This window comes from Rhodococcus sp. 852002-51564_SCH6189132-a (assembly GCF_001665495.1).
In the GTDB taxonomy this organism is placed as follows: Bacteria; Actinomycetota; Actinomycetes; order Mycobacteriales; family Mycobacteriaceae; genus Rhodococcus; species Rhodococcus pyridinivorans.
Genome location: NZ_LZMJ01000071.1, coordinates 29631 through 52223 on the forward strand (window position 1 = coordinate 29631; position 22593 = coordinate 52223).

At 66.7% G+C, this 22593-nt stretch carries 19 protein-coding genes and 3 pseudogenes; 7 read left to right on the plus strand and 15 right to left on the minus strand.

Features of this window, described 5'->3' with window-relative positions; genetic code table 11:
• Positions 1-8: 8 nt before the first annotated feature.
• Together A5767_RS18030 and A5767_RS18040 are read right to left on the minus strand one after the other, a co-directional pair.
• A pseudogene (locus A5767_RS18030) lies at positions 9-1943 on the minus strand (SIP domain-containing protein).
• Positions 1944-1986: 43 nt separating this feature from the next.
• Entirely contained in the window at positions 1987-2430 is a 444-nt protein-coding gene (locus A5767_RS18040; RefSeq protein WP_231913218.1) for a hypothetical protein, read from the minus strand.
• A gap of 227 nt (positions 2431-2657) precedes the next feature.
• Between A5767_RS18040 and A5767_RS22795 the strand changes: the two are divergent.
• Together A5767_RS22795 and ppnP are read left to right on the plus strand one after the other, a co-directional pair.
• Positions 2658-2774: pseudogene (locus A5767_RS22795) on the plus strand (VOC family protein); the annotation flags it as partial.
• A gap of 77 nt (positions 2775-2851) precedes the next feature.
• On the plus strand, positions 2852-3175 hold the full coding sequence (gene ppnP, locus A5767_RS18050; RefSeq protein WP_064852852.1) for a pyrimidine/purine nucleoside phosphorylase: 324 nt from the start codon (positions 2852-2854) through the stop codon (positions 3173-3175).
• 96 nt (positions 3176-3271) lie between these two features.
• Here ppnP and A5767_RS18055 read toward each other — a convergent pair whose 3' ends face one another.
• The 3 genes and pseudogenes from A5767_RS18055 to A5767_RS23825 all read right to left on the minus strand — a co-directional run.
• Entirely contained in the window at positions 3272-4759 is a 1488-nt protein-coding gene (locus A5767_RS18055; protein ID WP_064852853.1) for a DHA2 family efflux MFS transporter permease subunit, read from the minus strand.
• Positions 4760-4836: 77 nt separating this feature from the next.
• Positions 4837-5277, minus strand: coding sequence for a hypothetical protein (locus A5767_RS18060; protein WP_231913220.1), 441 nt, complete (start codon positions 5275-5277; stop codon positions 4837-4839).
• A gap of 9 nt (positions 5278-5286) precedes the next feature.
• Positions 5287-5556, minus strand: a pseudogene (locus A5767_RS23825) (PadR family transcriptional regulator); the annotation flags it as partial.
• A 378-nt stretch (positions 5557-5934) separates the two neighbouring features.
• Here A5767_RS23825 and A5767_RS23435 point away from each other — a divergent pair.
• Positions 5935-6231, plus strand: coding sequence for a hypothetical protein (locus tag A5767_RS23435; protein WP_064852854.1), 297 nt, complete (start codon positions 5935-5937; stop codon positions 6229-6231).
• Positions 6232-6733: 502 nt separating this feature from the next.
• Here A5767_RS23435 and A5767_RS18070 read toward each other — a convergent pair.
• The 4 genes from A5767_RS18070 to A5767_RS18085 are packed head-to-tail and all read right to left on the minus strand — an operon-like array spanning position 6734 to position 9877.
• On the minus strand, positions 6734-6997 hold the full coding sequence (locus tag A5767_RS18070; RefSeq protein ID WP_006552065.1) for a WhiB family transcriptional regulator: 264 nt from the start codon (positions 6995-6997) through the stop codon (positions 6734-6736).
• The gene (locus A5767_RS18075; RefSeq protein ID WP_064060998.1) at positions 6994-7617 is read right to left on the minus strand and encodes a LutC/YkgG family protein; all 624 of its coding nucleotides are present in this window, start codon (positions 7615-7617) and stop codon (positions 6994-6996) included. Before A5767_RS18075 ends, A5767_RS18070 begins: the two co-directional genes overlap by 4 nt.
• Positions 7614-9116 carry a LutB/LldF family L-lactate oxidation iron-sulfur protein gene (locus A5767_RS18080; RefSeq protein ID WP_006552063.1) on the minus strand — a complete coding sequence of 501 codons (1503 nt, stop codon included), beginning with the start codon at positions 9114-9116 and terminating at the stop codon, positions 7614-7616. Before A5767_RS18080 ends, A5767_RS18075 begins: the two co-directional genes overlap by 4 nt.
• Positions 9113-9877, minus strand: coding sequence for a (Fe-S)-binding protein (locus A5767_RS18085; protein ID WP_024100947.1), 765 nt, complete (start codon positions 9875-9877; stop codon positions 9113-9115). The genes A5767_RS18080 and A5767_RS18085 overlap by 4 nt, the downstream gene beginning before the upstream one ends.
• 200 nt (positions 9878-10077) lie before the next feature.
• On the opposite strand from A5767_RS18085, the gene A5767_RS18090 reads away from it, so the two are divergent.
• The gene (locus A5767_RS18090) at positions 10078-11823 is read left to right on the plus strand and encodes an L-lactate permease (RefSeq protein ID WP_024100946.1); all 1746 of its coding nucleotides are present in this window, start codon (positions 10078-10080) and stop codon (positions 11821-11823) included.
• 26 nt (positions 11824-11849) lie between these two features.
• A complete protein-coding gene (locus A5767_RS18095) occupies positions 11850-12560 on the plus strand; it encodes a FadR/GntR family transcriptional regulator (protein ID WP_006552060.1) in 711 nt (236 codons plus the stop codon).
• Here the strand turns inward: A5767_RS18095 and A5767_RS18100 are convergent.
• From A5767_RS18100 to A5767_RS18115, 4 genes are all read right to left on the minus strand, one after another.
• Complete coding sequence (locus A5767_RS18100) at positions 12533-13801, minus strand: glycosyltransferase family 87 protein (protein ID WP_064852855.1); 1269 nt, start codon at positions 13799-13801, stop codon at positions 12533-12535. The genes A5767_RS18095 and A5767_RS18100 overlap by 28 nt on opposite strands.
• Complete coding sequence (nhaA, locus tag A5767_RS18105; RefSeq protein ID WP_019289414.1) at positions 13798-15024, minus strand: Na+/H+ antiporter NhaA; 1227 nt, start codon at positions 15022-15024, stop codon at positions 13798-13800. The genes A5767_RS18100 and nhaA overlap by 4 nt, the downstream gene beginning before the upstream one ends.
• A gap of 428 nt (positions 15025-15452) precedes the next feature.
• Complete coding sequence (locus A5767_RS18110; RefSeq protein WP_006552057.1) at positions 15453-16157, minus strand: universal stress protein; 705 nt, start codon at positions 16155-16157, stop codon at positions 15453-15455.
• Between the two features lie 197 nt (positions 16158-16354).
• A complete protein-coding gene (locus A5767_RS18115; RefSeq protein WP_006552056.1) occupies positions 16355-16846 on the minus strand; it encodes a MarR family winged helix-turn-helix transcriptional regulator in 492 nt (163 codons plus the stop codon).
• A gap of 162 nt (positions 16847-17008) precedes the next feature.
• Between A5767_RS18115 and A5767_RS18120 the strand changes: the two genes are divergently transcribed.
• Both A5767_RS18120 and A5767_RS18125 read left to right on the plus strand, forming a co-directional pair.
• A complete protein-coding gene (locus A5767_RS18120; RefSeq protein ID WP_024100943.1) occupies positions 17009-18235 on the plus strand; it encodes an MFS transporter in 1227 nt (408 codons plus the stop codon).
• 39 nt (positions 18236-18274) lie between these two features.
• Positions 18275-19105 carry an aldo/keto reductase gene (locus A5767_RS18125; protein ID WP_019289411.1) on the plus strand — a complete coding sequence of 277 codons (831 nt, stop codon included), beginning with the start codon at positions 18275-18277 and terminating at the stop codon, positions 19103-19105.
• A gap of 63 nt (positions 19106-19168) precedes the next feature.
• On the opposite strand, the gene A5767_RS18130 is transcribed toward A5767_RS18125, so the two are convergent.
• Both A5767_RS18130 and A5767_RS18135 read right to left on the minus strand, forming a co-directional pair.
• Positions 19169-21496 (minus strand): arylsulfatase, encoded by a 2328-nt coding sequence (locus A5767_RS18130; protein ID WP_064852856.1) that lies wholly within the window; start codon positions 21494-21496, stop codon positions 19169-19171.
• An 88-nt stretch (positions 21497-21584) separates the two neighbouring features.
• Positions 21585-22520: a formylglycine-generating enzyme family protein gene (locus A5767_RS18135; RefSeq protein ID WP_064852857.1), complete on the minus strand. Its 936-nt coding sequence runs from the start codon at positions 22518-22520 to the stop codon at positions 21585-21587.
• Positions 22521-22593 lie beyond the last annotated feature (73 nt).

The following is a 22593-nucleotide window of genomic DNA, read 5'->3' on the forward strand; positions in this document are numbered from 1 at the left end:
TCCCGCGTTCACGGCCTCCACGCGTGCCTCCCACCCGATGCCGCCGCTCCGATCTGCCACGCCGACGCCAAATCCCGCTGCGTCCAAAATTCCGCGAAACAACCACCCGCAGAAAGGAATTCGTCGACCGTTCCGCCCTCCGCGATCCGGCCGCGCTCGAGGAACACCATCCGATCAGCGGTCCGGATGCTCGCAAGCCGGTGCGCGACGATCACCCGCGTGCGCGACACCGGATCTGCCCCGAGCGCCTGCACGACCGCCGTTTCGTTCTCGGTGTCCAGCGCACTCGTCGCTTCGTCCAGGAGCAGCAGCGTCGCCGGCGCCATGCTTCCCGCGGTGATCAGCGCGGTGCCGAGTGCGGTGAGCAGCAGCAGGAACGTCGCGGGTCGGGTGGCGAGGTCGATGAGGGTCTTCTTGCCAGCCATCGGTCGCTGCCAGTCCACGAGGAACCGCACGTACTCCCCCAGCCGCGCGCGGAAGGTCGACGCGGCCGCGCCTCCGAAGACCCGGATCACGGGCTGCCCGTCCAGGTAGGCGGCGGCTTCGCCGTCCATGCGTTCGGCCCACCGCGCGGATTGCACTGTGCGCGGCCCGGACTGCGACATCATGACGGTCATCAGCACGAGGTAGACGAGGATCGGGAGGAACAGCACCAGGGCTAGTCGCCAGTCGACGGCGAACAGGTAGACGAGCACCGCGACGACAGCGGCGACCGCATCGGACACGGCATGGGTCACCAGGTAGTGCAGCGACAGCGTGTCGTTCTGAACGACGCGCTTGACCTGCCAGGAGTCGCGGGCGGTGAACCAGCCGAGGGGGATGGCCGACAGCGTACCGAGCAGACGGTGCCGCAGGTCGCGTTCGAAGCGCGCGTCGACGAGGTGCAGCCACTGGCTCAGGGCGGCCGCGAGCAGGGTGCCCACCGCGGTGAGTCCGATCGCCCAGAACCCGACGGACCACAGTTCCGAGTTCGGAGCTTCGGCGAGCAGGCGGCGGGCCAGTTCGGTGAGCAGCACGAACGGCACGAGCTGGATGAGGGTGATGACGGCCTGCAGCACCTCGGCGGCGATCAGTGTCCGCTTCAGTGGCGCGAGGAGCCGACCCCCACCCTGGGCCCGCCACGTGCCGCGTGCGGGTGTGGTCTCGGGTTCAGGGACCGGCGGAGCGGTCTCCGCCGGGTCCGGTTCGGCCTCGTGAGTGCGCTCCTTGCCCATGGCGCGTTCGTCGTGCCAGTACGCCTGGGCGTAGACCTCGGACTTGGGGAAACCGAACTCGTCGCGCAGACGGGTGCGCAGGTGTTTGAGCGAGTTCGATTCCGGCGCCACCCATGCGTACCAGTTCGACCAGTCGCGGTCCTCGACGGCGGCGGCGAACGATTCGTGGTCGCGGCGCGGCACCCAGTGCTTGCGCAGCAGCGGGTGGTCCGGTATTGGGATGAGTTCGTCGTTGTCGTCGCACTTCTCGAGATACAGCTCGATCGCGACGTCGCGCGGTAGTGCTTCGATGATGCTGTTGATGCCGGGGATCGACGCGGAATCGCCGATCAGCAGGTAACCGGCGGGACGTTCGTCGGGGATGTCGAAGCCGCGCGACCCGAACGAGGTGACACTGATGACATCACCGGGTTCGGCTCGCTGCGCCCACGTCGACGCCGGCCCGGCCGGTTCGTGCAGGACGAAATCGACGGCGAAGTCCCCGGTCTCCGGATCGCATTCCGAGAAGGTTTATCCGCGTTGGCATTCGGTGTCCGATCCGTCGGGGTCGGGAAACCAGATCCGGATCCACGCGGTCGGTCCGGGAACGACGTCCTCGAACAACGACGGGGACGACATACGCACCCGGCGGAAGTGCGGCGCGATCTGTTCGGTGCCCGTGACCACAGCGTCGTGATCACGGGCATCGAACCCGCGCATCATCATTCCCTGAAATCCACGGCGAGCCATCACTTCCCCAATCCTGTCGTCGCGAGATCGGCGACCACTTCTTTCAGGGCCGCCCCGGTGGAGGGACCGCTACGAGTCCACGAATCGTGGTGGCGAGAACGAGCTTGGAGAACTCCCCGGCGTCGACGGCGGGTAGTTCACGGTGGGCCTCGGCGGGCCGGTCGTCGGTGTCGAGTTGCTCGCTGACGGCGCGGCGCCGTTCGTCGAGGCCCTCGACGCGCAGCCGCTGGGTTTCGTCGGCGACGGTGGTGTTGATGGTCGATCCCGCGACGACGCTCGCGACCGACACTGCGACGTCCGGGTTGTATCCGGCACGGCACAGTGCCACGATCTCGTCGGCCATGAGGCGACGTCCCGCGTCGCCGCGTGGGAACAAGATCTGCATGTAGGTGCCGAGACCGGGGTGGTCGAGCACGAACGCCCGCAGTTGCAACCCGAAGGACAACAGGTGCCGTTCGACCGTGTGGTGGGGATCGTGGTGGAGCACGAGGTCGCCGAGGATGTTCTCCCCCGCGAGCCGAGCGCGCGACCGACCCGGACGATGTCGTCGAGGTCGATCTTGCGTGCGCGTCTGCCCAGCTGAGCCACCCGATCCCCTCCCCCGAAGCGTTTAAGTTATACCTCATAACTTAGGTGAGTCCAGCAGGCCTTCTCGTTTCCGGATGCAAGACGTATCGCGCGGAAGGTCCACAACCGAAAAGCGAGGCTCACATCACCGAACGCGGCCCCGGGTTCGTCACCGCCTCGGTCGTCGACCCGTTCGGCAACGTGCTCGCGGTGATGTACAACCAGCACTATCTCGACATCGTCGATTCCGTGAAGGTTGTCTGAAATACACCTCGCGACGGACGTGCGCACACCGACCCCGGCGACCGGCGACCTGCACCCGCCTCGCTACGCTCCAGCTCATGAGTGAGCCGACTTCGACCTACGCCAACGTGACGCTCGACCCGCGTGCCAACGTCTACTTCGACGGCAAGTGCGTCAGCCACAACTTCCACCTGGCGGATGGAACCCGCAAGTCGGCCGGCGTGATCCTGCCCGCGACCCTGAACTTCGGCACCGTTGATCCCGAGGTCATGGAGCTGCACAGCGGCGCGTGCCGCGTCCGGCTCGCCGGCAGCGAGGACTGGACCTCCTACGGCGCAGGCGACTCCTTCTCGGTGCCCGGCGACTCGTCGTTCGACATCGAGGTCACCGAAGCCGTCAGCTACGTCTGCCACTACGGCTGACCACACCCTCAGCATGCGAGAACGCTCCCACCGAGTCCTGCTCGGTGGGAGCGTTCTTCCGTTCGTGGCGACCGGGCCACTACATACGAACCCGACTCAGCCGGTGACCTCTGCGCGGTCGGCCGAAGTGCCGGCCTGCGCCTTCCGCTGCGACGAGGCGTGGCCGACGAACATCGCCGACGCCACGATCCCGATGATCAGGACCGAGGCGGGCAGGAGCATCGACTGGCTCAGCACGATGCTGAACTTCTCGGCGATCTGCTCCGGGAGACCGGCTCCCATCGCGGCTCCGCCGCCCTCACCGGCCTGCACCTCACCCAATCCTTGGACGGCCATCCGCGACGAGATCAGAGCACCGATCGCGGCGCTGCCCAGCACCGAACCGACCTGGCGGGTGGTGTTGTAGATGCCGGCACCGGCGCCCGCCTGGTGGATCGGCAGGTTGTGCGTGGCGGTGGAGGCCAGCGGTGCCCAGATGCACGAGTTGGACATGCCGGCGATACCGGCGATGAGCAGGAACAGCACGATGGGGCTGTCCGGCGTCATGAGCACCGCGAAGCCGAAGATCGTCGCGGAGAAGAGCGTGAAGCCGACGGTGGGCAGCACCCGGGGCGGCATCCGGTCGGAGAACTTACCGATGAGCGGTGCCGTCAGACCGGTGACGATCGCCATAGGGGCGAAGATCAGTGTGGCTTTCGTGGGCGAGAATCCGCGGACCGTCTCGAGATAGAAGTAGGCCGGAACCATCAGGGCGGTCATGGCTGCGCCCATCGACGAGATCGCGATGTTCGACATCGAGAAGTTCCGGTCGCAGAACAGGGCCAACGGCACGAGGGGTTCGCCCTTGTTGCGCGCCTGGTTGAAGACGAACAGCACCATCACCGCGATACCCGCGAGGATCATCGTCCAGGTCCATACGTCCCAGTCGCGGCTGGAACCTTCCTGGATTCCGAAGACCAGCAGGAACAATCCGACGCCGCTGAGGATCACGCCGACGACGTCGAACTTGTGCGGTTGGGTCTCGAGACTGGGCACCAGCCATGCCGCCAACACGAAGGCGATGATGCCGACCGGGACGTTGATGTAGAAGATCCAGTTCCAGCCCTGCCAGTCGACCAGTACACCGCCGACGAGGGGCCCGAGCAGCGAGGCCAGTCCGGCGACCGCGCCCCACAGACCCATGGCGGCGCCACGCTTGTCGGGCGCGAAGGTGCGGGTGATGATCGCCATCGTCTGCGGCGTCATCAGCGCCGCGCCGAGTCCCTGGACGGCGCGGGCGGCGATGAGCATCTCGATGGTGCCGGAGGTCGCGCACCACAGCGACGCCGCGGTGAACACCACCAGGCCCGCGAGATAGACGTGCTTGGGTCCGAACCGGTCGCCGAGACGACCGGTGAACAGCAGGGGCACCGCATAGGTGAGCAGATAGGCGCTGGTCACCCAGACGACCTGATTGATGTCGGCCTGCAGGTCGGCCATGATCGCCGGGTTGGCCACCGCGACGATGGTCAGATCCAGCAGGATCATGAAGAACCCGACCACCAGGGCCGACAGGCCCCACCACGGATTACGTTCGGTTTGCATCGATTTCGTTCCTGTTCGTACCGGTCGAGCACGACCGGCGATCTATTGGGTCGAGGTGTCCCGGTTCGGTCGTTGCGTTACGACCGACCCGGACCGCTACTTTCCGCACTGCTCCTCCGCAGTTCGGCGAGAGTCTCGTCCGTCAGCGCCGCACCCCAGTCGCGGCCGAGATCACGGGGCGGGTCCGGAAGTCGTCGATCGGCGGCATCGACGCTCTGCCACACCAGGGAGCCGTCGCGGATCTCCTCGATCAGTCCACGAAGCCACTCCGATTCGTGGGCGGTCCTGTCCCGGAGGAAGTCGACGGCCACCCAGTAGCGACGCGGCACGCCGTTGTCCGCGGCCCACGTGCGGATCGCGTCGAACTCGACAAGTTCCTCCTCGAGCCTGTCGATGCGCTCGCCGAGGAGGACGACGACCTCGTCGGCCGGAAGGTTGTGCGATTCGGCGAGGCCGAGGGGAAAGATCGGATACTCCCGCACCGGGCGTCGGATGATCTCGGCGAGGCGGTCCCGCACGGTCGCGGCACCGGCCTCGGTGATGCTGTAGGTCGTCCGCTCGGGCCGATTACCTGCGCGTTCGGTGCCCTCCTGCCGGATCAGTCCGCTTTTCGCGAGACGGGAAACGGTGTGGTACAGCGAGCTCGGCCGGAGCTTGATCAGGTTGTCCTCGCGGCGCCTGAGCAGAAACTGGGTCGCTCGACATCGGCACGCTCGAGCGACCCCGGAATCGGCGCGTCCGGGTGGCAGAATGCCTGGGGGTGGAGGCCGATTCGCCGACGCACACCTGATGGGCACGTCCGAAGGAAGGACTTTCGAGTAGTCCGATACGCATGATTCCGCAGCACCGAGGGTGATGCTTCATTCGATGCCGCTTCCGGAGCAGGAGAGGATCCGTCATGGCCGACCTGGACTCCCCATCGACCCGCGAGGTCTGCGGAACGCCGGACAGGACAGCGCGCACCGGCCCCGACAGGTGTCGGGAGCATTCCGGTCGTCGTTCACGTCGCGCATGATCCCGCGTCGCCGTCCCAGATCCTCAACTACGCCCAGTTCCCCGGCGGACCGGCAGCCACCGACGGTGTCGTCATCGCCCACTCGTGCTTCGGGACCACCGGCACAGCGCGACCTCCCTTCCATCTCGGTCGCACCGCGACATACGAGATCGGTCGCTGGTTGAGCCTGCGCCCCATCTGGGGCGACGACGGCGATGCGATGCTCATGTTCACCGCCGGGCAGTCGCTCCGCATGCGGGCGTACCTGGAAGGACCGCGTGCGCCGTTCCTGCTCGGGGCGATGGACCCGGCCCAGACGGCCCCACTCGCGCTCGGTCCGTCCGGCAACGGCGGGACACGAGCCGATACCTCGGCACTTGTGTCACTCGACGGCGAGGTGGACGAGCTGCGACGTCAGATCGCCTCGCTCCGGTCGCTTCTCGATCAGATCGGCGCAATCCTGGACCGCGTCGGCTGATCACCCACCACGGACCCGTCAGGACGCACTGTGAGCGAACCGTCGTCGATCATCGGTACCTGGTTCCATTCCTACGAGGAGGACACCGACACCGCGAGGGTCTACCGCCCTCGCGGGTTTCCGTTTCCTCGCTCACGAGGTCCTCACGTTCGAATCGGGGCAACCATGAACCTGAGATGAGCGGTTCCGGCCGATGCGACGCACCGGCCGGAACCCGTCGTTCGAATACGGTCACGATCTGTGCAGCCACACATCGACGCTGCCGAACCCCATGTGTCCGCGCGACCGTCCCCGGTTGTATCCACCAGGAACCGCGGGGATGCCGATCGATGCGCCACGATCCGGCGTTGTACCCGAAAATGTTGACGGCGAGCTGCGGCACCCATACGAGGTGCCCGCGAGTGAAGCCGCAGACAGTGAACGTGTTGCCCTTCATCAGGCACGGGACGCCACCTGCGGCCGCGCAGTTCTCGAGGTCGGAAAGACCGAAGATCGTGTGCGGTCAGTGGTTGAGATGTTGCAGCCGTTCGTGTTCCGACAGTCCACCCCACACTCCGTGCGGTTCGCCGCTGAGTATCGCGTGGGTGCGGCACTCGGCCAGCACCGGGCAGTTCGCGCAGATGCGCTTCGCGACGACCTCGCGCCGCCTGCGGATGTTCGGTGGTTCGCCCTCCGGGGCGAAGAAGAAGTACTCGTCGGAGGTCCGGCAGTTGGCATGCTGCTGCCATCCGAGTCGCGGCCGGACACGCTCGGTCAGCATGGTCATCCGACCATCACCACCTCCAGTGTGCGGGGGCCGTGCACGCCCTCGACGCGTTCGAGTTCGATGTCCGACGTCGCGGACGGTCCGCTGATCATCGTGATCGGCCGCTCCGGGACGAGCCGGGCCAGCGCTTCGGGCACTCCCACCTCGACGTCGCCCATCGCCACCACACACACGTGCAGGTCGGGGACCAGTGTCAGCGCGCGTCGCCCCTGGTCGGGGTTGCCGTCGAGGAAGATCGTGCCCGTCTCGGCGCAGGTGACCGCAGAGCCGGTGACGACCCCGTCGAGATCACCGAGGTCGGCTGCAGGTCGGTCGGTGGAGTCGACCACCACCTCGCCACCGAACTCCGCCATCCACGAGCGTTCCAGGCCCTCCGGGATCCCGACGCGGCGCACCCCGCGATCCGTGAGAATCTTCGCCAGCACGACGGGTAGATCCTCCGGCGTGCTCTGGTGCACGTGGGCCTTGTAGTCGACCAGTCGGTCGACCAACAGCTCACGGCGTTCGGCGTCCGGCAGGGTGCGTCCGAGACGGTAGTCGCGCGGTACCTCGACCGGTACCGGCGGTGCCAGGGTCTGCGCCGAACGGATCCGGCCGAGAATCGCGTCGCGACTGCTCATCGCTGCTGTCCTTCCTCGCGTGCCTTCGCGAGCGCGGCACGTCCTTCGTCGGATGCCCACCATTGCCGGAAGGTCTGTTTCGGCGGGGCCGGCATGTCGCGGGCGTCTGTCCAGCCGGCCAGTGGACCGGGAAGATGGGTGATCTTTCCCTTTTTGCCGGCGAGGACGCGGCCGAGCCCGGCGGCCTTCTGCGCGGCCGTCCAGCGTCGTGAGGTCGACATGGCCAGCGAGGCGGCCTTCATCGCCGCGGCCTCGGGTCCGAAGCGGGCGTGTTCGACCTTCTGGTGGCGCAGTTCCACCAGCAACGAGGGGATGTCGATCTTGACGGGGCAGGCGTCGTAGCAGGCACCGCACAGGCTCGATGCGAACGGCAGGCTGGCGTTGGGGTCGTCGGGTTCGTCCATCCCGGCCAATTGCGGGCTGAGGACGGCGCCGATCGGGCCCGGATAGGTCGAGCCGTAGGCGTGGCCTCCGGTGCGCTCGTAGACCGGGCACACGTTCAGGCAGGCCGAGCAACGGATGCAGTGCAGTGCTTCACGTCCGATCTCGTCGGCGAGCGCGGCGGTGCGGCCGTTGTCCAGCAGTACGAGGTGGAATTCCTGCGGGCCGTCGCCGGGGGTGACACCGGTCCACATCGACGTGTAGGGATTCATGCGCTCTCCCGTCGACGAGCGCGGCAGCAGCTGCAGGAACACCTCGAGGTCGCGGAAGGTGGGCAGCAGCTTCTCGATACCCATGACGGTGATGAGCGTCTGCGGCAGCGTCAGGCACATGCGGCCGTTGCCCTCGGATTCGACGACGGCGAGGGTGCCGGTCTCGGCGATGCCGAAGTTCGCGCCCGACACCGCAACCGGCACCGTCATGAACTTGTGTCGCAAGAATTTTCGTGCCGCGGCTGCGAGATGGCGGGGGTTGTCGTCGAGGTCGGGGTCGACGTCCGGCATCTCACGCAGGAAGATCTCGCGGATCTCGGCGCGGTTGCGGTGGATGGCAGGCACGAGGATGTGCGAGGGCTTGTCGTGGCCGAGCTGGACGATGAGCTCGGCGAGGTCGGTCTCGTAGGCCGCGATCCCTTGTTCCTCGAGGTGCTCGTTGAGTCCGATCTCCTGGGTGGCCATCGATTTGACCTTGATGACCTCGTCGGATCCCGTCTTCCGGATCAGGTCGGTGACGATGGCGTTGGCCTCGGCGGCGTCGGCCGCCCAGTGCACCACGCCGCCGCGCGCGGTCACCGCCTCCTCGAGCTGGGTGAGCAACTCCGGGAGGCGGTTGAGCACGTCGGTCTTGATGGCGGCGCCGGCGTCGCGCAGTTGCTCCCAGTCGGGCAGTTCCCCGGTGACGTCCAGTCGCTTGGCACGGATCGTGTGGGTGGCCTTGCCGATGTTGCGGCGCAACTGCGGGTTCGCGAGTTCCTGGTGCGCTGCGTCGGGAAACTTCCTGATGCCGCGCAGATTTCCGGATCCACGCGGCGGGACGACGGGCATACCGAGTGCGGTCACGCGGGCACTCCCTTGGGGGCGACGGCCGGTTCCACGGAGGCGAGGATCTCGGCGAGGTGGATGGTGCGGGTACCGGTGCGCAGTCGTGTGAGACCGCCACCGATGTGCATCAGGCACGACGAGTCGCCGGCGCTGCAGTATTCGGCACCGGTGGCGGCGACATTGTTCAGCTTGTCGGCGAGCATCGCGGTGGAGGTCTCGGCGTTCTTGATCGCGAAGGTGCCGCCGAATCCGCAGCACGAGTCGGCCTCGGGCAGTTCGACGAGGTCGATCTCGCGCACGGCCCGCAACAGCTGGAGCGGCTTCTCCCCCACTCGCAGCATCCGCAGCGAGTGGCAGGTGGGGTGATAGGTCACCCGGTGGGGGAAGTAGGCGCCGACGTCGGTGACGCCGAGGACGTCGACGAGGAATTCGGACAACTCGTACGTCTTGGCCTTGACGGTGTCGACCCGCCCGCACAACGACGCGGAACCGTAACGGGAGGCGACGATTTCGTGCTGATGGCGAACGGATCCGACGCATGATCCGGAAGGGGCGACGACGGCGTCGATACTGGTGTCGTCGAAGGCGTCGACGTAGTTCTCGACGAGCGGCAGCGCGTCGGGTTGGTAACCGGTGTTGACGTGCATCTGGCCGCAGCAGGTCTGGCGTTCGGGGAAGACGACGTCGTGCCCGAGCCGGGTGAGGAGCAGGGCGGTGGCCGAAACGGCTTTCGGGAACATCGTGTCGCCGAGGCACGTCGCGAACAGGGCGATTCGCATGGAGATCTCCGCATCGGGGGTGTGGTCTGACCACATTGAACCACACGTTCCGGAGATGCGCCGCACATTTTCGGATATCGACCGCACATTCCGTCAGGGGGTCGACTGTGACGCGGACCATGGTGTACCTTCACGTGGTCTGACCACATCGGTCGAAATCACATCCGCCGCCGACAGCGGCGCAACCACAGGAGTTTCGTGTGGCAACCCGTATATCGGCGGTGACATTCACTCCCGCCACTGACGCCATCGCAGGCAGCCTCACCGCATCGGCTCTCGTGGGCCTTGCGCCGCTGCTGACATTCTTCGTCCTACTCGCCGGCTTCAAACTCAAGGCCTGGTATTCCGGACTCGGTGCCCTCGTCGTCGCGCTCGTCGTCGCGATCATCGGTTTCGACATGCCCGCGCCGCTGGCCGGCCTGTCCGCCCTGCAGGGCATCACCTTCGGGCTCTTCCCGGTGATGTGGATCGTGATCACCGCGATCTGGTTCTACGAACTCACCGTCGTCAGTGGCCGGTTCGAGGATCTGCGGCGCATCTTCAACTCGATCGGTCACGGCGACATGCGGATCCAGGCGATGCTCATCGCCTTCTGTTTCGGCGGCATGCTCGAAGCACTCGCCGGATTCGGCGCACCCGTCGCGATCACCGGCGCCATGCTCGTCACCCTCGGTATGCCCGCCCTGCGGGCCGCGGTCACGGTCCTGATCGCCAACACCGCACCGGTCGCCTTCGGCGCCATGGCCATCCCGATCACCACCGCCGGCGCCCTGACCGACATCCCCGCCACCGAGATCGCTGCCGTCGTCGGCCGTCAGACACCCGTCCTGGCGCTCTTCGTGCCGCTGTTGCTGCTCTTCCTCGTCGACGGTCGTCGCGGTGTCCGGCAGGCCTGGCCGATCGCACTGGTCACCGGCACGACCTTCGCACTCGCCCAGTTCTGGTGCTCGAGCCACTTCTCGTACGAACTCACCGATGTCGTCGCCTCGCTCGCCGGCCTCACCGCAGCCGTGCTCATGCTCCAGGTCTGGAAGCCGCGGACCCCCGAGGACCAACTATCACGCACCCGCACCCGCACCGATGCCGTCGCGGTCCAGGCCGGCAAGGAGGGACCCGGAGGCGCTCACGCTCCGCAGCGTCCCGTCGCCGACGAATCGCTGACCGCTTCGCGCGTCGTCATGGCCCTGTTCCCGTATCTACTGGTCATCACGGTGTTCGGTATCGCGAAGCTGTGGACCGTCGGTGTCGATCTGCCGGAGCGTCTCGCCGCCACCGACGTCAAGATCGAGTGGCCCGGCCTGTACGGCAATCTGATCACGGGCAACGGCGACGCATCGAGCAGCGCGGTCTACACGTTCTCGTGGCTGTCGTCGCCGGGAACACTGCTGCTGCTCAGCGGCGCGATCGTCACCCTCGTCTACGCACGGTGGGACAGCGGTGGCATGTTCCCGCTGACCGTCCGCCGGGCCGCGGCCACCTTCGGCACCACCGTCGTGAGGATGAAGCTCGCCATCGCCACGGTGGCCACCGTCCTGGGTCTGAGCTACGTGATGAATCAGTCCGGCCAAACCGTCGCGATCGGCACGTGGCTCGCCGGAACCGGCGCGATCTTCGCCCTGTTCTCCCCGATCCTCGGTTGGCTCGGCACCGCCGTCACAGGCTCGGACACCTCCGCCAACGCCCTGTTCGCCCGCCTGCAGCAGGCCGCCGGGCAGACCGCCGGCATCGACCCGACTCTGCTGGTCGCGGCGAACACCTCCGGTGGTGTGGTCGGCAAGCTGATCAGCCCGCAGAATCTCACCATCGCTGCCACCGCAGTCGATCGGCCGGGCAGCGAATCGGTGTTGCTGCGCAAGGTGATCGGCTACAGCGTCGCGATGCTCGTCATCCTCTGTGTGCTGGTCTACCTGCAGTCCACCCCGGTGTTGTCCTGGATGCTTCCCTGATCCGGAATCGATTAGGCTCTGAAGTCATGTCGTCGTCCGAGGGTCGTGCGTGGGAGCAGGTGCTCAACCACTTGGAGCAGATGCTGGTCACGGGAGAACTCGGCCCGGGCCAGCGTCTGCCCCCGGAGCGCACGCTCGCCGCACAACTCGGCGTCGGCCGGTCCTCTGTTCGTGAGGCGCTGCGGGTGATGGAAGCCCTCGGTCTGCTCAGCACCCACACCGGATCCGGGCCGAACGCCGGCGCGATGATCGTCTCGCGACCCACCGGCGGGATGTCGATGCTCATGCGCCTGCAGGTCGCCGCGCAGAACTTCCCGGTCTCCGACATCGTCCGCACGCGCCTGGTGCTCGAGACGGAAGTGATGCAGACTCTGGCCGACCGGACCCCGGCACCGGAACTCATCCAGGCCGAGGAACTCTTGGACGCGATGGACGATCCGGAGTTGGCCGCACCCGAGTTCCTGGTTCTCGATGCCCAGTTCCACGTCGCGATGGCCGACGCGGCGGGCAACCTCGTCGTCGCGGCGATGATGGCCGGTCTGCGCGACTCCATCGAGAGCTACGTCCTCGCGGGCGCACCAAGTACCGACTGGCCCATGACCTGCGTGCGGCTGCGTCACGAGCACCGTGGTCTCGTCGACGCGGTCCGCGCCGGCGATGCCACGCTCGCCCGCAAGCGCATCGTCGAGCACATCCGCGGTTACTACACTCAGAGTTTCGGCGCCGACGCGTTCTGACGTCCGACTCGGGCGATGTCCACCGAAGGGTCTGTGACCGGTTCGGGGACGCGTGTGGATCGTCGGCGATCGACCAGCACCGCGAATACCACGATGAGCAGCAGCGACCACCCCCAGGTAGGGCGCATGTACTCGGCATACCGTCCCGCCTCCACCCATCTGCCCGAGTACCATTCGTCGGCACTGAGGAAGCCGTACACCGCCAGCCAGGCCGGCCAGCTCCGCATCACGGACTGTGGGAGGACCACGCTCATGAGCAACGGGAACAGGAGCATCGAGTAGTACATCTGCCCGAGCGAACCGAGCAGGAACGACGCGGTCATCAGCACGCCGGCACCGGTGACGACGAAGAACACCTCGTCGTGCCGGTGGTAGCGGTGGAGCAGATACATCGTGGCCGCGGCGAGGAACGCGAAACCGATGCGCAGCGCGAGGATCAGTGGTTCGGGCAGACCGTAGTAGGTGCCATTGCCGGTGATCGAACTGTTGAAGTAGTCGCGGGACTGCAACAGATACGGAACGGTGCGTTCGACGAACTGCCACGGATCCGCAGCCCACGGCCACGCCAATGCGGTGAGCCCGACCGGCACCAATGCGGCGGTCAGGAGAACCTTGCTCTGGCGGCGCAGCACGGGAAGCAACAGCAACGGCGCGAGAATCGGTTTGATCGCGAAGGTCACCCCGATCGCCGCGCCCGCCCAGAGGTCCCGCCGCGCCAGCAACAGCGTCAGGAACGCCACCTGGCCGAGCAGGATCACCCCGTTGATGTTGGTGAACACCAGGGTGTTGATCAGCGATTCGGACGCGAAGGCGACCGTCACCGCGATCGGGAACACCGCCGATCGCGCCGTGTACCCGAACATCCGCACGACGAGATACACGGCGACGAGGACGGCCGCCGCGTTGACCCCGATGAACGCCCATCGCGAGAGTTCGTGTTCGAGGACCGCGAACGGTGCGATCAGCAGCGAACCCGACGGCGGGTAGAGGTAGTGCGGGTCGACGTGTTCGTACGTCGCTGTGTAGACCGGTTCACGGTTCCAGAAGGCGACGGCTGCGCGGTAGACGCCAGTGAAGTCGTCCGTGCGCGCACCGTCCACGGCGCGGATCACCGTGCGATGGACGACGAGCATCACGGCGACCGGCCAGAAGACACACTTCAGCAGAGCCTGCGGTGACCGCACGGTCGGCTGGACCCACCACGGCCCACCGTCCCGACCGCGATCCGAGCTCTCGCTCATCGCTGATAAACGTCGGGAATCCCGTCGCCGTCCTCGTCGACCCGCTCGGCTGCCGTGATCCTGCGGTAGGCACGGTTACGGGCGACGAGAACAGTCGAGGCCAGAGCGGCGCTGAGCAACGATCCGCACAGCACGGCCACCTTCACGTGATCGGCTGCGACGGTGCCTGCACCGTAAGCGAGGTCGCCGATGAGCAGGGACACCGTGAAGCCGATACCGCCGAGCAGGGACACACCCAGCACGTCCACCCAACTCAGCTCGTCGTCGAGATGTGCTCGGGTGAAGCGCGCCACCAGGTAGCTGACCCCGAAGATTCCGACGACCTTGCCGACGACCAGACCGGCGATCACCCCGGCGGAGATGGGATCGGTGAGGGCGTTCGCCAGGCCGGTGAATCCGCCGACGGTGACGCCGGCGGCGAAGAAGGCGAAGACCGGCACGGCAATTCCGGCGGACAGCGGCCGGATCCGGTGTTCGACGTGCTCGGCGACCGGAATCGTGCGGTCCCCCACCTGCCGGGCGACGGGAACCGCGAAGCCGAGCAGTACACCGGCGATGGTCGCGTGCACACCGGATTCGTGGACCAGCCACCAGGTCACTGCCGCCAACGACGCCAGGAGCCACCAGGCACCGAAGCCGCGTCGGAGCGCGATGCCGAACAGCGCCAACGGGATCAGCGCCCCGCCCAGGTAGAGCAGGTTCACCTCGTCGGTGTAGAAGACCGCGATCACGGTCACGGCGAGCAGGTCGTCGACCACGGCGAGGGTGAGCAGGAACGTTCGCAGCGCCGACGGGAGATGACTACCGATGACGGCGAGAATCGCTACGGCGAACGCGATGTCGGTGGCCGTCGGGACCGCCCATCCGTTCAACGCGTTGGCGCCACCACGAAGATTGATGACGGCGAAGATCACGGCCGGGACGATCATGCCGCCCAGGGCGGCGGTCACCGGCATGGCGGCACGCCGCAGGTCCCGCAGACTGCCTTCGACGAACTCCCGTTTGAGTTCGACGCCGACGACGAAGAAGAACACGGCGAGCAGTCCGTCGGCCGCCCAGGTGCCCAGGGACAGGTCCAGGTGCCATGACGCCGGACCGATACGGGTCTCCCGCAGGGCGTGGTAGGAATCCGACCATCCGGTGTTCGCCCAGATCAATGCGATGACGGCGCCGATGAGCAGCAGGACACCGCCGACGGTCTCCTTGCGGAGGATCTCCGTCACACGGCGTGTGTCCTCCCATGTTCCGCGAGAGAGGAAAGGGACTCCGGAGAAGATGTTCGGCATCACAGGTCCTCGGAATTCTCGACGGCACGCGGTACGCGAACGTGGACCGGCTGGGTCGGATGCACCCGATCCGCATGGGCGGCAGTATGTTCCGATCCTCGGAGTGGAATCGGATACCGAAAACTAGGGCATCCCTGCGATTTCGGTGTCGGACGCCGACACGCAGCAGGGAGGCCGATGCGACCTCCGGCGCTGCGGTGGGAATGCCTCGCGACAGTGCCGCTCACTGCGCCGGCCGCAGAGCTCGGGCGCGACGGGTGGCGACGGGACAGACGGGTACAGACACGGGTCCTCCGGTTCGACGACGTAATTCCTTCTGCCGACCAGACTTCCCGGCGCACCGAGATCGACCATACCGCATCGGGTCAGTTCGACGCGGTGCCCGTCACGTTCTCCTCGGGAGCGACCCGAACGGCGACCGTGGGTTCGTTCGTACCCCCATCCGGCGAGATGACGGTGGGATCGACGACGAGCACAGGCACATGAGAGTGCCCGATGAGGTATTCGGCGACGCTACCGAGCATCCGGGAGGACATGCCTCGTCCGCGGCGCCCTACGACGAGAACGTCGGCGTGGTGTTCCTCGGCGAACCAACCCAGGCATCGACCGGCCGGGCCGGCGAGGACGGCATATCCCACCGAAATATCACCCATCGATTCGACGGCCTGCTCGAGGCGTCGTCGCACCGTGGCGAGAAGTTCGGAGTCGGGATCGCCGGCGTCGTCGTAGGAGATCACGACGACGAGTTCGAGCACTCCACCGGCGGGGCCGAACAGTCGTCGCGCCGCATCCAGCGCATGCTTGGCCTCGGTGGATCCGTCGTAGCCGACCATCACGCGAAGTCCGCCCTTGTCGACCTCTCCGGCGTGCTGCCGGGCCACCGTCGTCACTTCGACGGACCGGGGAACACGCTCGATGCGCTCGAAGGCGATGGGGACGAACAGCGGTCCGAGGATGACGGCGATGATCGTCCAGCGAGGGTCGTGGCCTCGACGTGCCATCCACAGACCGGTCACGAGTCCTGACAGCACCCATACGACGAGGAAGGCGACGAAGACTGCCCAGTTCATGGCGTGCCCCCAGATGCGTGCGCCGAGAAGAGGTGTACCGCTGCGTTCATGTCATCCTCCGGGGTCGTCGAAGAAACCTGTTCCCGCCGACCAGTCTTCCCGGCACACCAGGGGAGACGATACCCGACCCGGCCGCGTGATCTCACCTGTTGTTCCGACAGGTCTGTGCGGAGGACGTCGCCGCGAGATCGCCCCCGTCAGCGTCGAGTCGGACCCCCGGCGGTATCCGCCCGATCACTGTCCTGCAACTGCCGGATGGCATCGACCAGCGGCGCCAGGACGGGTTCGGTTGCGGCCTCGTCGAGCGCCTCCCGGAGGGCGGCGTTGTGGGTGGGCCGGGCCTCTTCGAGCAGGCGCCGACCGGCGTCGGTGACGTCGGTGTAGATGCCGCGGCGATCGGTGGGACACAGATAGCGCGCGAGCAACCCACGATCCTCGAGCCGGGTGACCAGCCGCGTCGTCGCGCTCTGACTGAGGACCACAGCGTCGGCGACCTGGCGCATCTGCAGGTGCCCGCCCTCCCCGTCGTGCTGACGGTTGAGCACGTCCAGCAGCGAATATTCGCGCACGCTCAATTCGTGGCCGGACTGCAGAGCGCTCTCGATCCGGTTCTCGATTCGCCCGTGCAGGAGCGACAGCGCCGACCAACTGTTGGCCAACGCGGTCATCGACGGGTCCGTGGCGGTCATGGTGGGCTCCTGGGTCGGCTCGTACGAACAGGTGACGCGGACGGCATGCCGACGTCGCCACATCGCTCACTATACCCGCGCTTGCAGTTAGTCGTCGTCTGCAATTATTGTCTACGCCAGTAAAGCGCGTCTGCGTCTCTTCTCGATCGAAGGATCGTTCTCATGCCACTCGCCCTGCTGGCCCTGGCCATCGGTGCCTTCGGAATCGGCACCACCGAGTTCGTGATCATGGGGTTGCTCCCCCAGGTCGGATCGGATCTCGGAGTGTCGATCCCCACCGCCGGATATCTCGTCACCGGCTACGCCCTCGGCGTCATGATCGGCGCCCCGATCATGACGGCGCTCGGCACCAGGATCTCCCGTAAGAACATGTTGATGCTGCTCATGGGCCTGTTCGTCCTAGGCAATGCCGTCTCTGCCCTCGCGCCCACCTTCGCCGTCATGCTGATCGGCCGCGTCGTCGCCTCCCTCGCTCATGGAGCGTTCTTCGGCATCGGCTCGGTGGTCGCCGCGGAGCTGGTGGCACCGCAGAAGAAGGCCGCTGCCATCTCCCTGATGTTCACCGGACTGACGGTTGCCAATGTCGTCGGCGTCCCACTGGGTACCTTCGTCGGCCACACCGCGGGCTGGCGGGCGACGTTCCTGGTCGTCGCCGCGCTCGGCGTCGTCGGTCTCGTGGGCGTCACGAAGCTCGTCCCCGACGTACCCCGACCCGAGGGCGTCCGGCTGCGCCACGAGATCGCGGCGTTCAAGAACGTCCAGGTCGTGCTGGCCATGACCATGACCGTCCTCGGCTTCGGGGGCGTGTTCGCCGCGATCACCTACATCGCACCGATCCTGACCGATGTCGGCGGTTTCGCCGAGTCCTCCGTCCCCTGGCTGATGGCCGTGTTCGGAACCGGCATGGTGGTCGGCAACCTCGTCGGGGGACATTTCGCCGACCGCAATCTCATGCCGATGCTCTACACCGCCCTGGCCGGCCTGGCCGTGGTGCTCGGTCTGTTCACCTTCCTGGCCTCCGACAAAACCGTGTCCGTCGCGGCGGTCTTCCTGATCGGCGCTCTCGGTTTCGCGACCGTCCCGCCCCTGCAGAAGCACGTGCTCGACCATGCGCACGGCGCCCCGACCCTGGCGTCCGCCGCCAACATCGGTGCCTTCAATCTCGGCAACGCTCTGGCCGCCTGGCTCGGCGGCATGGTGATATCCGCCGGATTCGGGTACACGGCACCCAACGCCGTCGGGGCCGTCCTGGCCGCGTCCGCTCTGATCCCGGCGGTCCTGTCCCACCGACTACAGCGAAAGGACGATCACGCCAACGCAACTCGCCCATCCGCAGAACCCGACCTCCACAGCACCTCCCGTACTGCCGTCGACCCCGTCCGACTCTGATCCCGAACTACGCGAACACCCCCGAAGGAGCACCATCTCGTGACATCGTCCACGATCCCCACCGTCACCCTGAACAACGGCGTCGAGATCCCCCAGCTCGGCTTCGGCGTCTTCCAGATCCCCGAGGACGAGACCACTGCGGCCGTCAGTTCCGCACTCGAGACCGGCTACCGCCACATCGACACCGCCGCGATCTACGGCAACGAGGCCGGCGTCGGCCGCGCGCTGGCGGACTCCGGACTGTCCCGCGACGAGCTGTTCATCACGACGAAGGTGTGGAACTCCGATCAGGGCTACGACGCCACCCTCCGTGCCTTCGACACGAGCCTCGCCGCGCTCGGCCTCGATCGTCTCGACCTCTACCTGATCCACTGGCCGACCCCGGCCCGCGACCTCTATGCCGACACCTGGCGTGCCCTCGAACGCCTCGTCGAAGAAGGACGCCTCCGCGCCGCGGGCGTGTCGAACTTTCAGCCCGCCCACCTGCAGCGCCTGCTGGACGGCAGCTCGCTCGTCCCGACGATCAACCAGATCGAATTGCACCCCGGTCTGCAGCAGAGCGAACTGCGCGCCTTCCACGCCGAACACGGCATCGCCACCGAGGCATGGAGCCCGCTCGCCCAGGGCGCCGTGCTGAACGACGAGGAGATCACGTCGATCGCCGAACGCACCGGCAAGTCGCCGGCCCAGGTGGTGCTGCGCTGGCATCTGCAGCTCGGCAACGTCGTCATCCCGAAGTCGGTCACGCCGTCCCGGATCCGGGAGAACTTCGAGGTCTTCGACTTCGAGCTGACCGACGAGGACATGTCGACCATCGCCGGTGCCGATCGCGATCTGCGCACCGGACCTCATCCGGACGAGTTCAACTGACAGACCTCGCGGCTCCGGGCGGATCCACCGCCCGGAGCCTGTAAGGCGCTCGAAGAGCTGCGTTCAGGTGTATTCGACGGTCATCCTGTCGATGCTCCCGTCGAACGGGAACGGTGCCCGGTCGAAGTAGTCGAGCGAAACCGGTGAACCCAGGCAGGTGCCGATGTCCAGGCAGTCGTTGGCCGTGAACAGCAACGGCGCACTGACCGGCACGACGGTCTCCCCCACCGACTGCCCGTCGACTGACATCCGGACGTTCAACGGACCACCGGGGCGCACTTCGGCGTACTTGGTGACCACCTCGACGAGGTGGTGCCCGGGTGCGATGCGGGTCGCCGAACGCATCTTCGTCCGCATCAGGATGAAGAGGTTGTACTCGTAGCAGAGGTAGCCGTCGTCGGCGAAGCACGTCAGGCCACCACCGTTGGCACCCAGCGCATATAGGACGCCGTGCGCCCGCTCCGGGAAGGTCACCTCGATGCAGACCCGGTTGTTCTTGTTTCCCAATGCGGGAGCGCAGAATTCGGGCATACGCGTGACGTCACCGGTGAAATCCCAACTCGTGTACGGCGTGGTGATGCGTTGCTCGGGATGGATTGCCGCGACCCAGAGGCCCCCACCGATGGGAAGGGCGTTGTTCTTGGCCGCTTCGATCGCGAACATCTCCCGCATCTGGGCCAACTTCTCGGGGTACTGCTCGGCGAGGTCGCGGTTCTGCGTCCAGTCCTCGTCGAGGTTGTAGAGCTCCCAGGTGTCGTCGTCCGGGCTCCAATCGCGGATCCCGCCGGGCAGGCCGGGCAGCCACGGTGCGCGGGGCCCGAAGGCCGACGCCATCCATCCGTCGTGGTAGATCGCTCGGCTGCCCATGACCTCGAAGTACTGGGTGAGTTTGCCCGCCGGCGCGTCACGGTCCACGAAGGTCCGGGCGAAACCGGCGCCGTCGATCGGATCCTGCGGAATCCCGTTGACGGTCCGCGGCGGTGTGATGCCCAGTAGCTCGTAGAAAGTCGGTACCAGGTCGTTGCAATGCAGGAACTGGGTGCGTGGGGTGCGCTCCGGCGTGATGCGCGCAGGCCAGCGCACCACCATGGGATTGCGGGTTCCCCCGAGATGGGAGGCGAGAAGCTTCATGCCCTTGTAGGGTGTGCTCCCCGCCCACGCCCACCCGGCGTGGTACATGTTGTCCGTTTTCGGGGAGCCGAGAACATCGAGTCCGCCGAGTTCGTCGAGGGCCGCGATGTGCTGGGCCGTGGTCGTGGGGATCCCGTTCTGCGCGAGCAGTTCGCTGATGGTGCCGTTCTGGCCCTCACCGGACGACCCGTTGTCGCCCCAGATGTAGAAGACCAGGGTGTTGTCGCGATAGCCCAGCCGGTCGAGTTCGTCGAACAGCCGCCCCACCTGGACGTCGCAGTGTTCGGCGTATCCGGCCGCAACCTCCATGAGGCGTCGTTGGAAGGGCTTCTCGTCGTCGGGTATGTCGTCCCAGGCCGTCATGGTGGGATGCCGCTCGGTGAGTTCGGCCTCCGGTGGGATCCAGCCCTTCTCCTTGGCCCGCTCGAACACCCGCTCGCGATAAGCGTCCCATCCGTCGTCGAACTTGCCCGCATACCGGTCGGCCCACGGCTTCATGATGTGGTGCGGCCCGTGCAGACAACCGCTGGCCCAGTACATGAAGAACGGCCGGGACGGATCGAGCGCCTTGTGGCGGCGCAACCAGCCGATCGCGTCGTCGGCAAGGTCCTCACTGAGGTGGTAGCCCTCCACGGGAGTCTTCGGAGGCAAGACGACGGTGGTGTTGCGGACGAGATTCGGCTCGTACTGCGACGCCTCGCCGGCGAGGAAACCGTAGAAGTAGTCGAAACCGACTCCGGTGGGCCAGTTGTCGAAGGGACCCGCTGCGGTGGTCTCCTCCGCAGGAGTGTTGTGCCACTTGCCGAAAGCCGCTGTGGTGTAACCGTAGTGGCGCAGCACCTCGGCCCCGGTGGCGCTCGATTTCGGGATGTGCCCGGAATAGCCGTCCCAGTCGTTGGCCAGTTCGGCGATCTGCCCGTTTCCGACGCGGTGATGATTGCGTCCGGTCAACAACGATGCGCGGGTGGGCGAACACATCGCCGTGGTGTGGAAGCGGTTGTAGCTGATGCCTTCGTCGAGCAGGCGGTCGAGCGTGGGTGTGCTCACCTCGCCGCCGAATGCGCTCGGCAGACCGGGGCCCGCGTCGTCGATGAGGACGACCAGGATGTTCGGGGCGTCGTCGGGAAGGCGACGGTGCTGTGCGCGTGGGCTGTAGACCGATTCCTGCATGGTCCGTCCTGCGATGCTTCCCGACGGCACCGGTGGGAACGGCAGAGTTTCTCCGCCCGGGATCGGATCCGGACGCAGATCCTGGCTCATGGTGGATGCCTCTTCTCACCCCATCCGTTCCCAGTACACCACCGGTATCGGGCCGCACACACCCCTGATCAGGGTGAAACCTGCCCTGTTACGGGCGAATGATGCAGCGGAATCCGATATGGCACGTCGCGGTCTCCTCGGTGTCACCTTGACGGGCCGCGGGTCGGTACCGCAGGCAGTAGTTCGGGGCGCAGAGATGCGATCCGCCCTTGATGACACGGCGCGGATACGCTTCGCGCGGATCGTGTTCGGCCGTGTCGACGCGGGGGTTCGTCGGGATGCAACACGACGACGCCGGCGCGACGTTCTTGCCGCTCGAAGCATGGTTGGCGGTGAAGTAGTCGGCGGTCCACTCCCACACGTTGCCCGCCGTGTCGTGGAGACCGTACCCGTTCGGCCGGAAGTGTCCGACAGGTGAGGTTCCGGCAAATCCGTCCGTTTCGAGGTTCTGCCACGGGAATTCGCCCTGCCAGACGTTCCCGCCGGGCCGGCCCTTCGGTTCGTGCTCGTCGCCCCATGTGAAGGCCTTGCGGTCGAGTCCGCCGCGGGCGGCGAACTCCCATTCGGCCTCGGTCGGCAGTTCCTTGCCGGCCCACTCGGCGTAGGCGCGGGCATCGAACCACGACACGTGGGTGACGGGATGGCGTTCCCGCCCGCCGACGGTGCTCCCCGTCCCTTCGGGATGACGCCAGTTCGCGCCCGGGACGAACGACCACCACCTCGTGTAGTCATCGAGCGGTACCGGCCCCGGAGGCGGCGTGAACACGAGCGAGCCGGGCGCGAGCAGGGACGGATCGGCGCCGGGATAATCGGCGGGGTCGGGCGCGACCTCCGCGGTGGTGACGTATCCGGTGTCCTTCACGAAGCGCCGGAACTCGGCGACGGTCACCGGGTGCGTGTCCATCCAGAACCCGTCGACCGTCACCTGGTGGACCGGTCGCTCCTCCGGATAGAAATCCTCCGACCCCATCCAGAACATGCCTCCGGCGATGAGAGTCATGTTCTGTGTCGCAGCACGCGTCATGACGTCAGCCTCGCACGGCCCGGGTCGGGGCGCGAGGGACGCACCGACGCGACGAGACCGCGCATTCACCGGT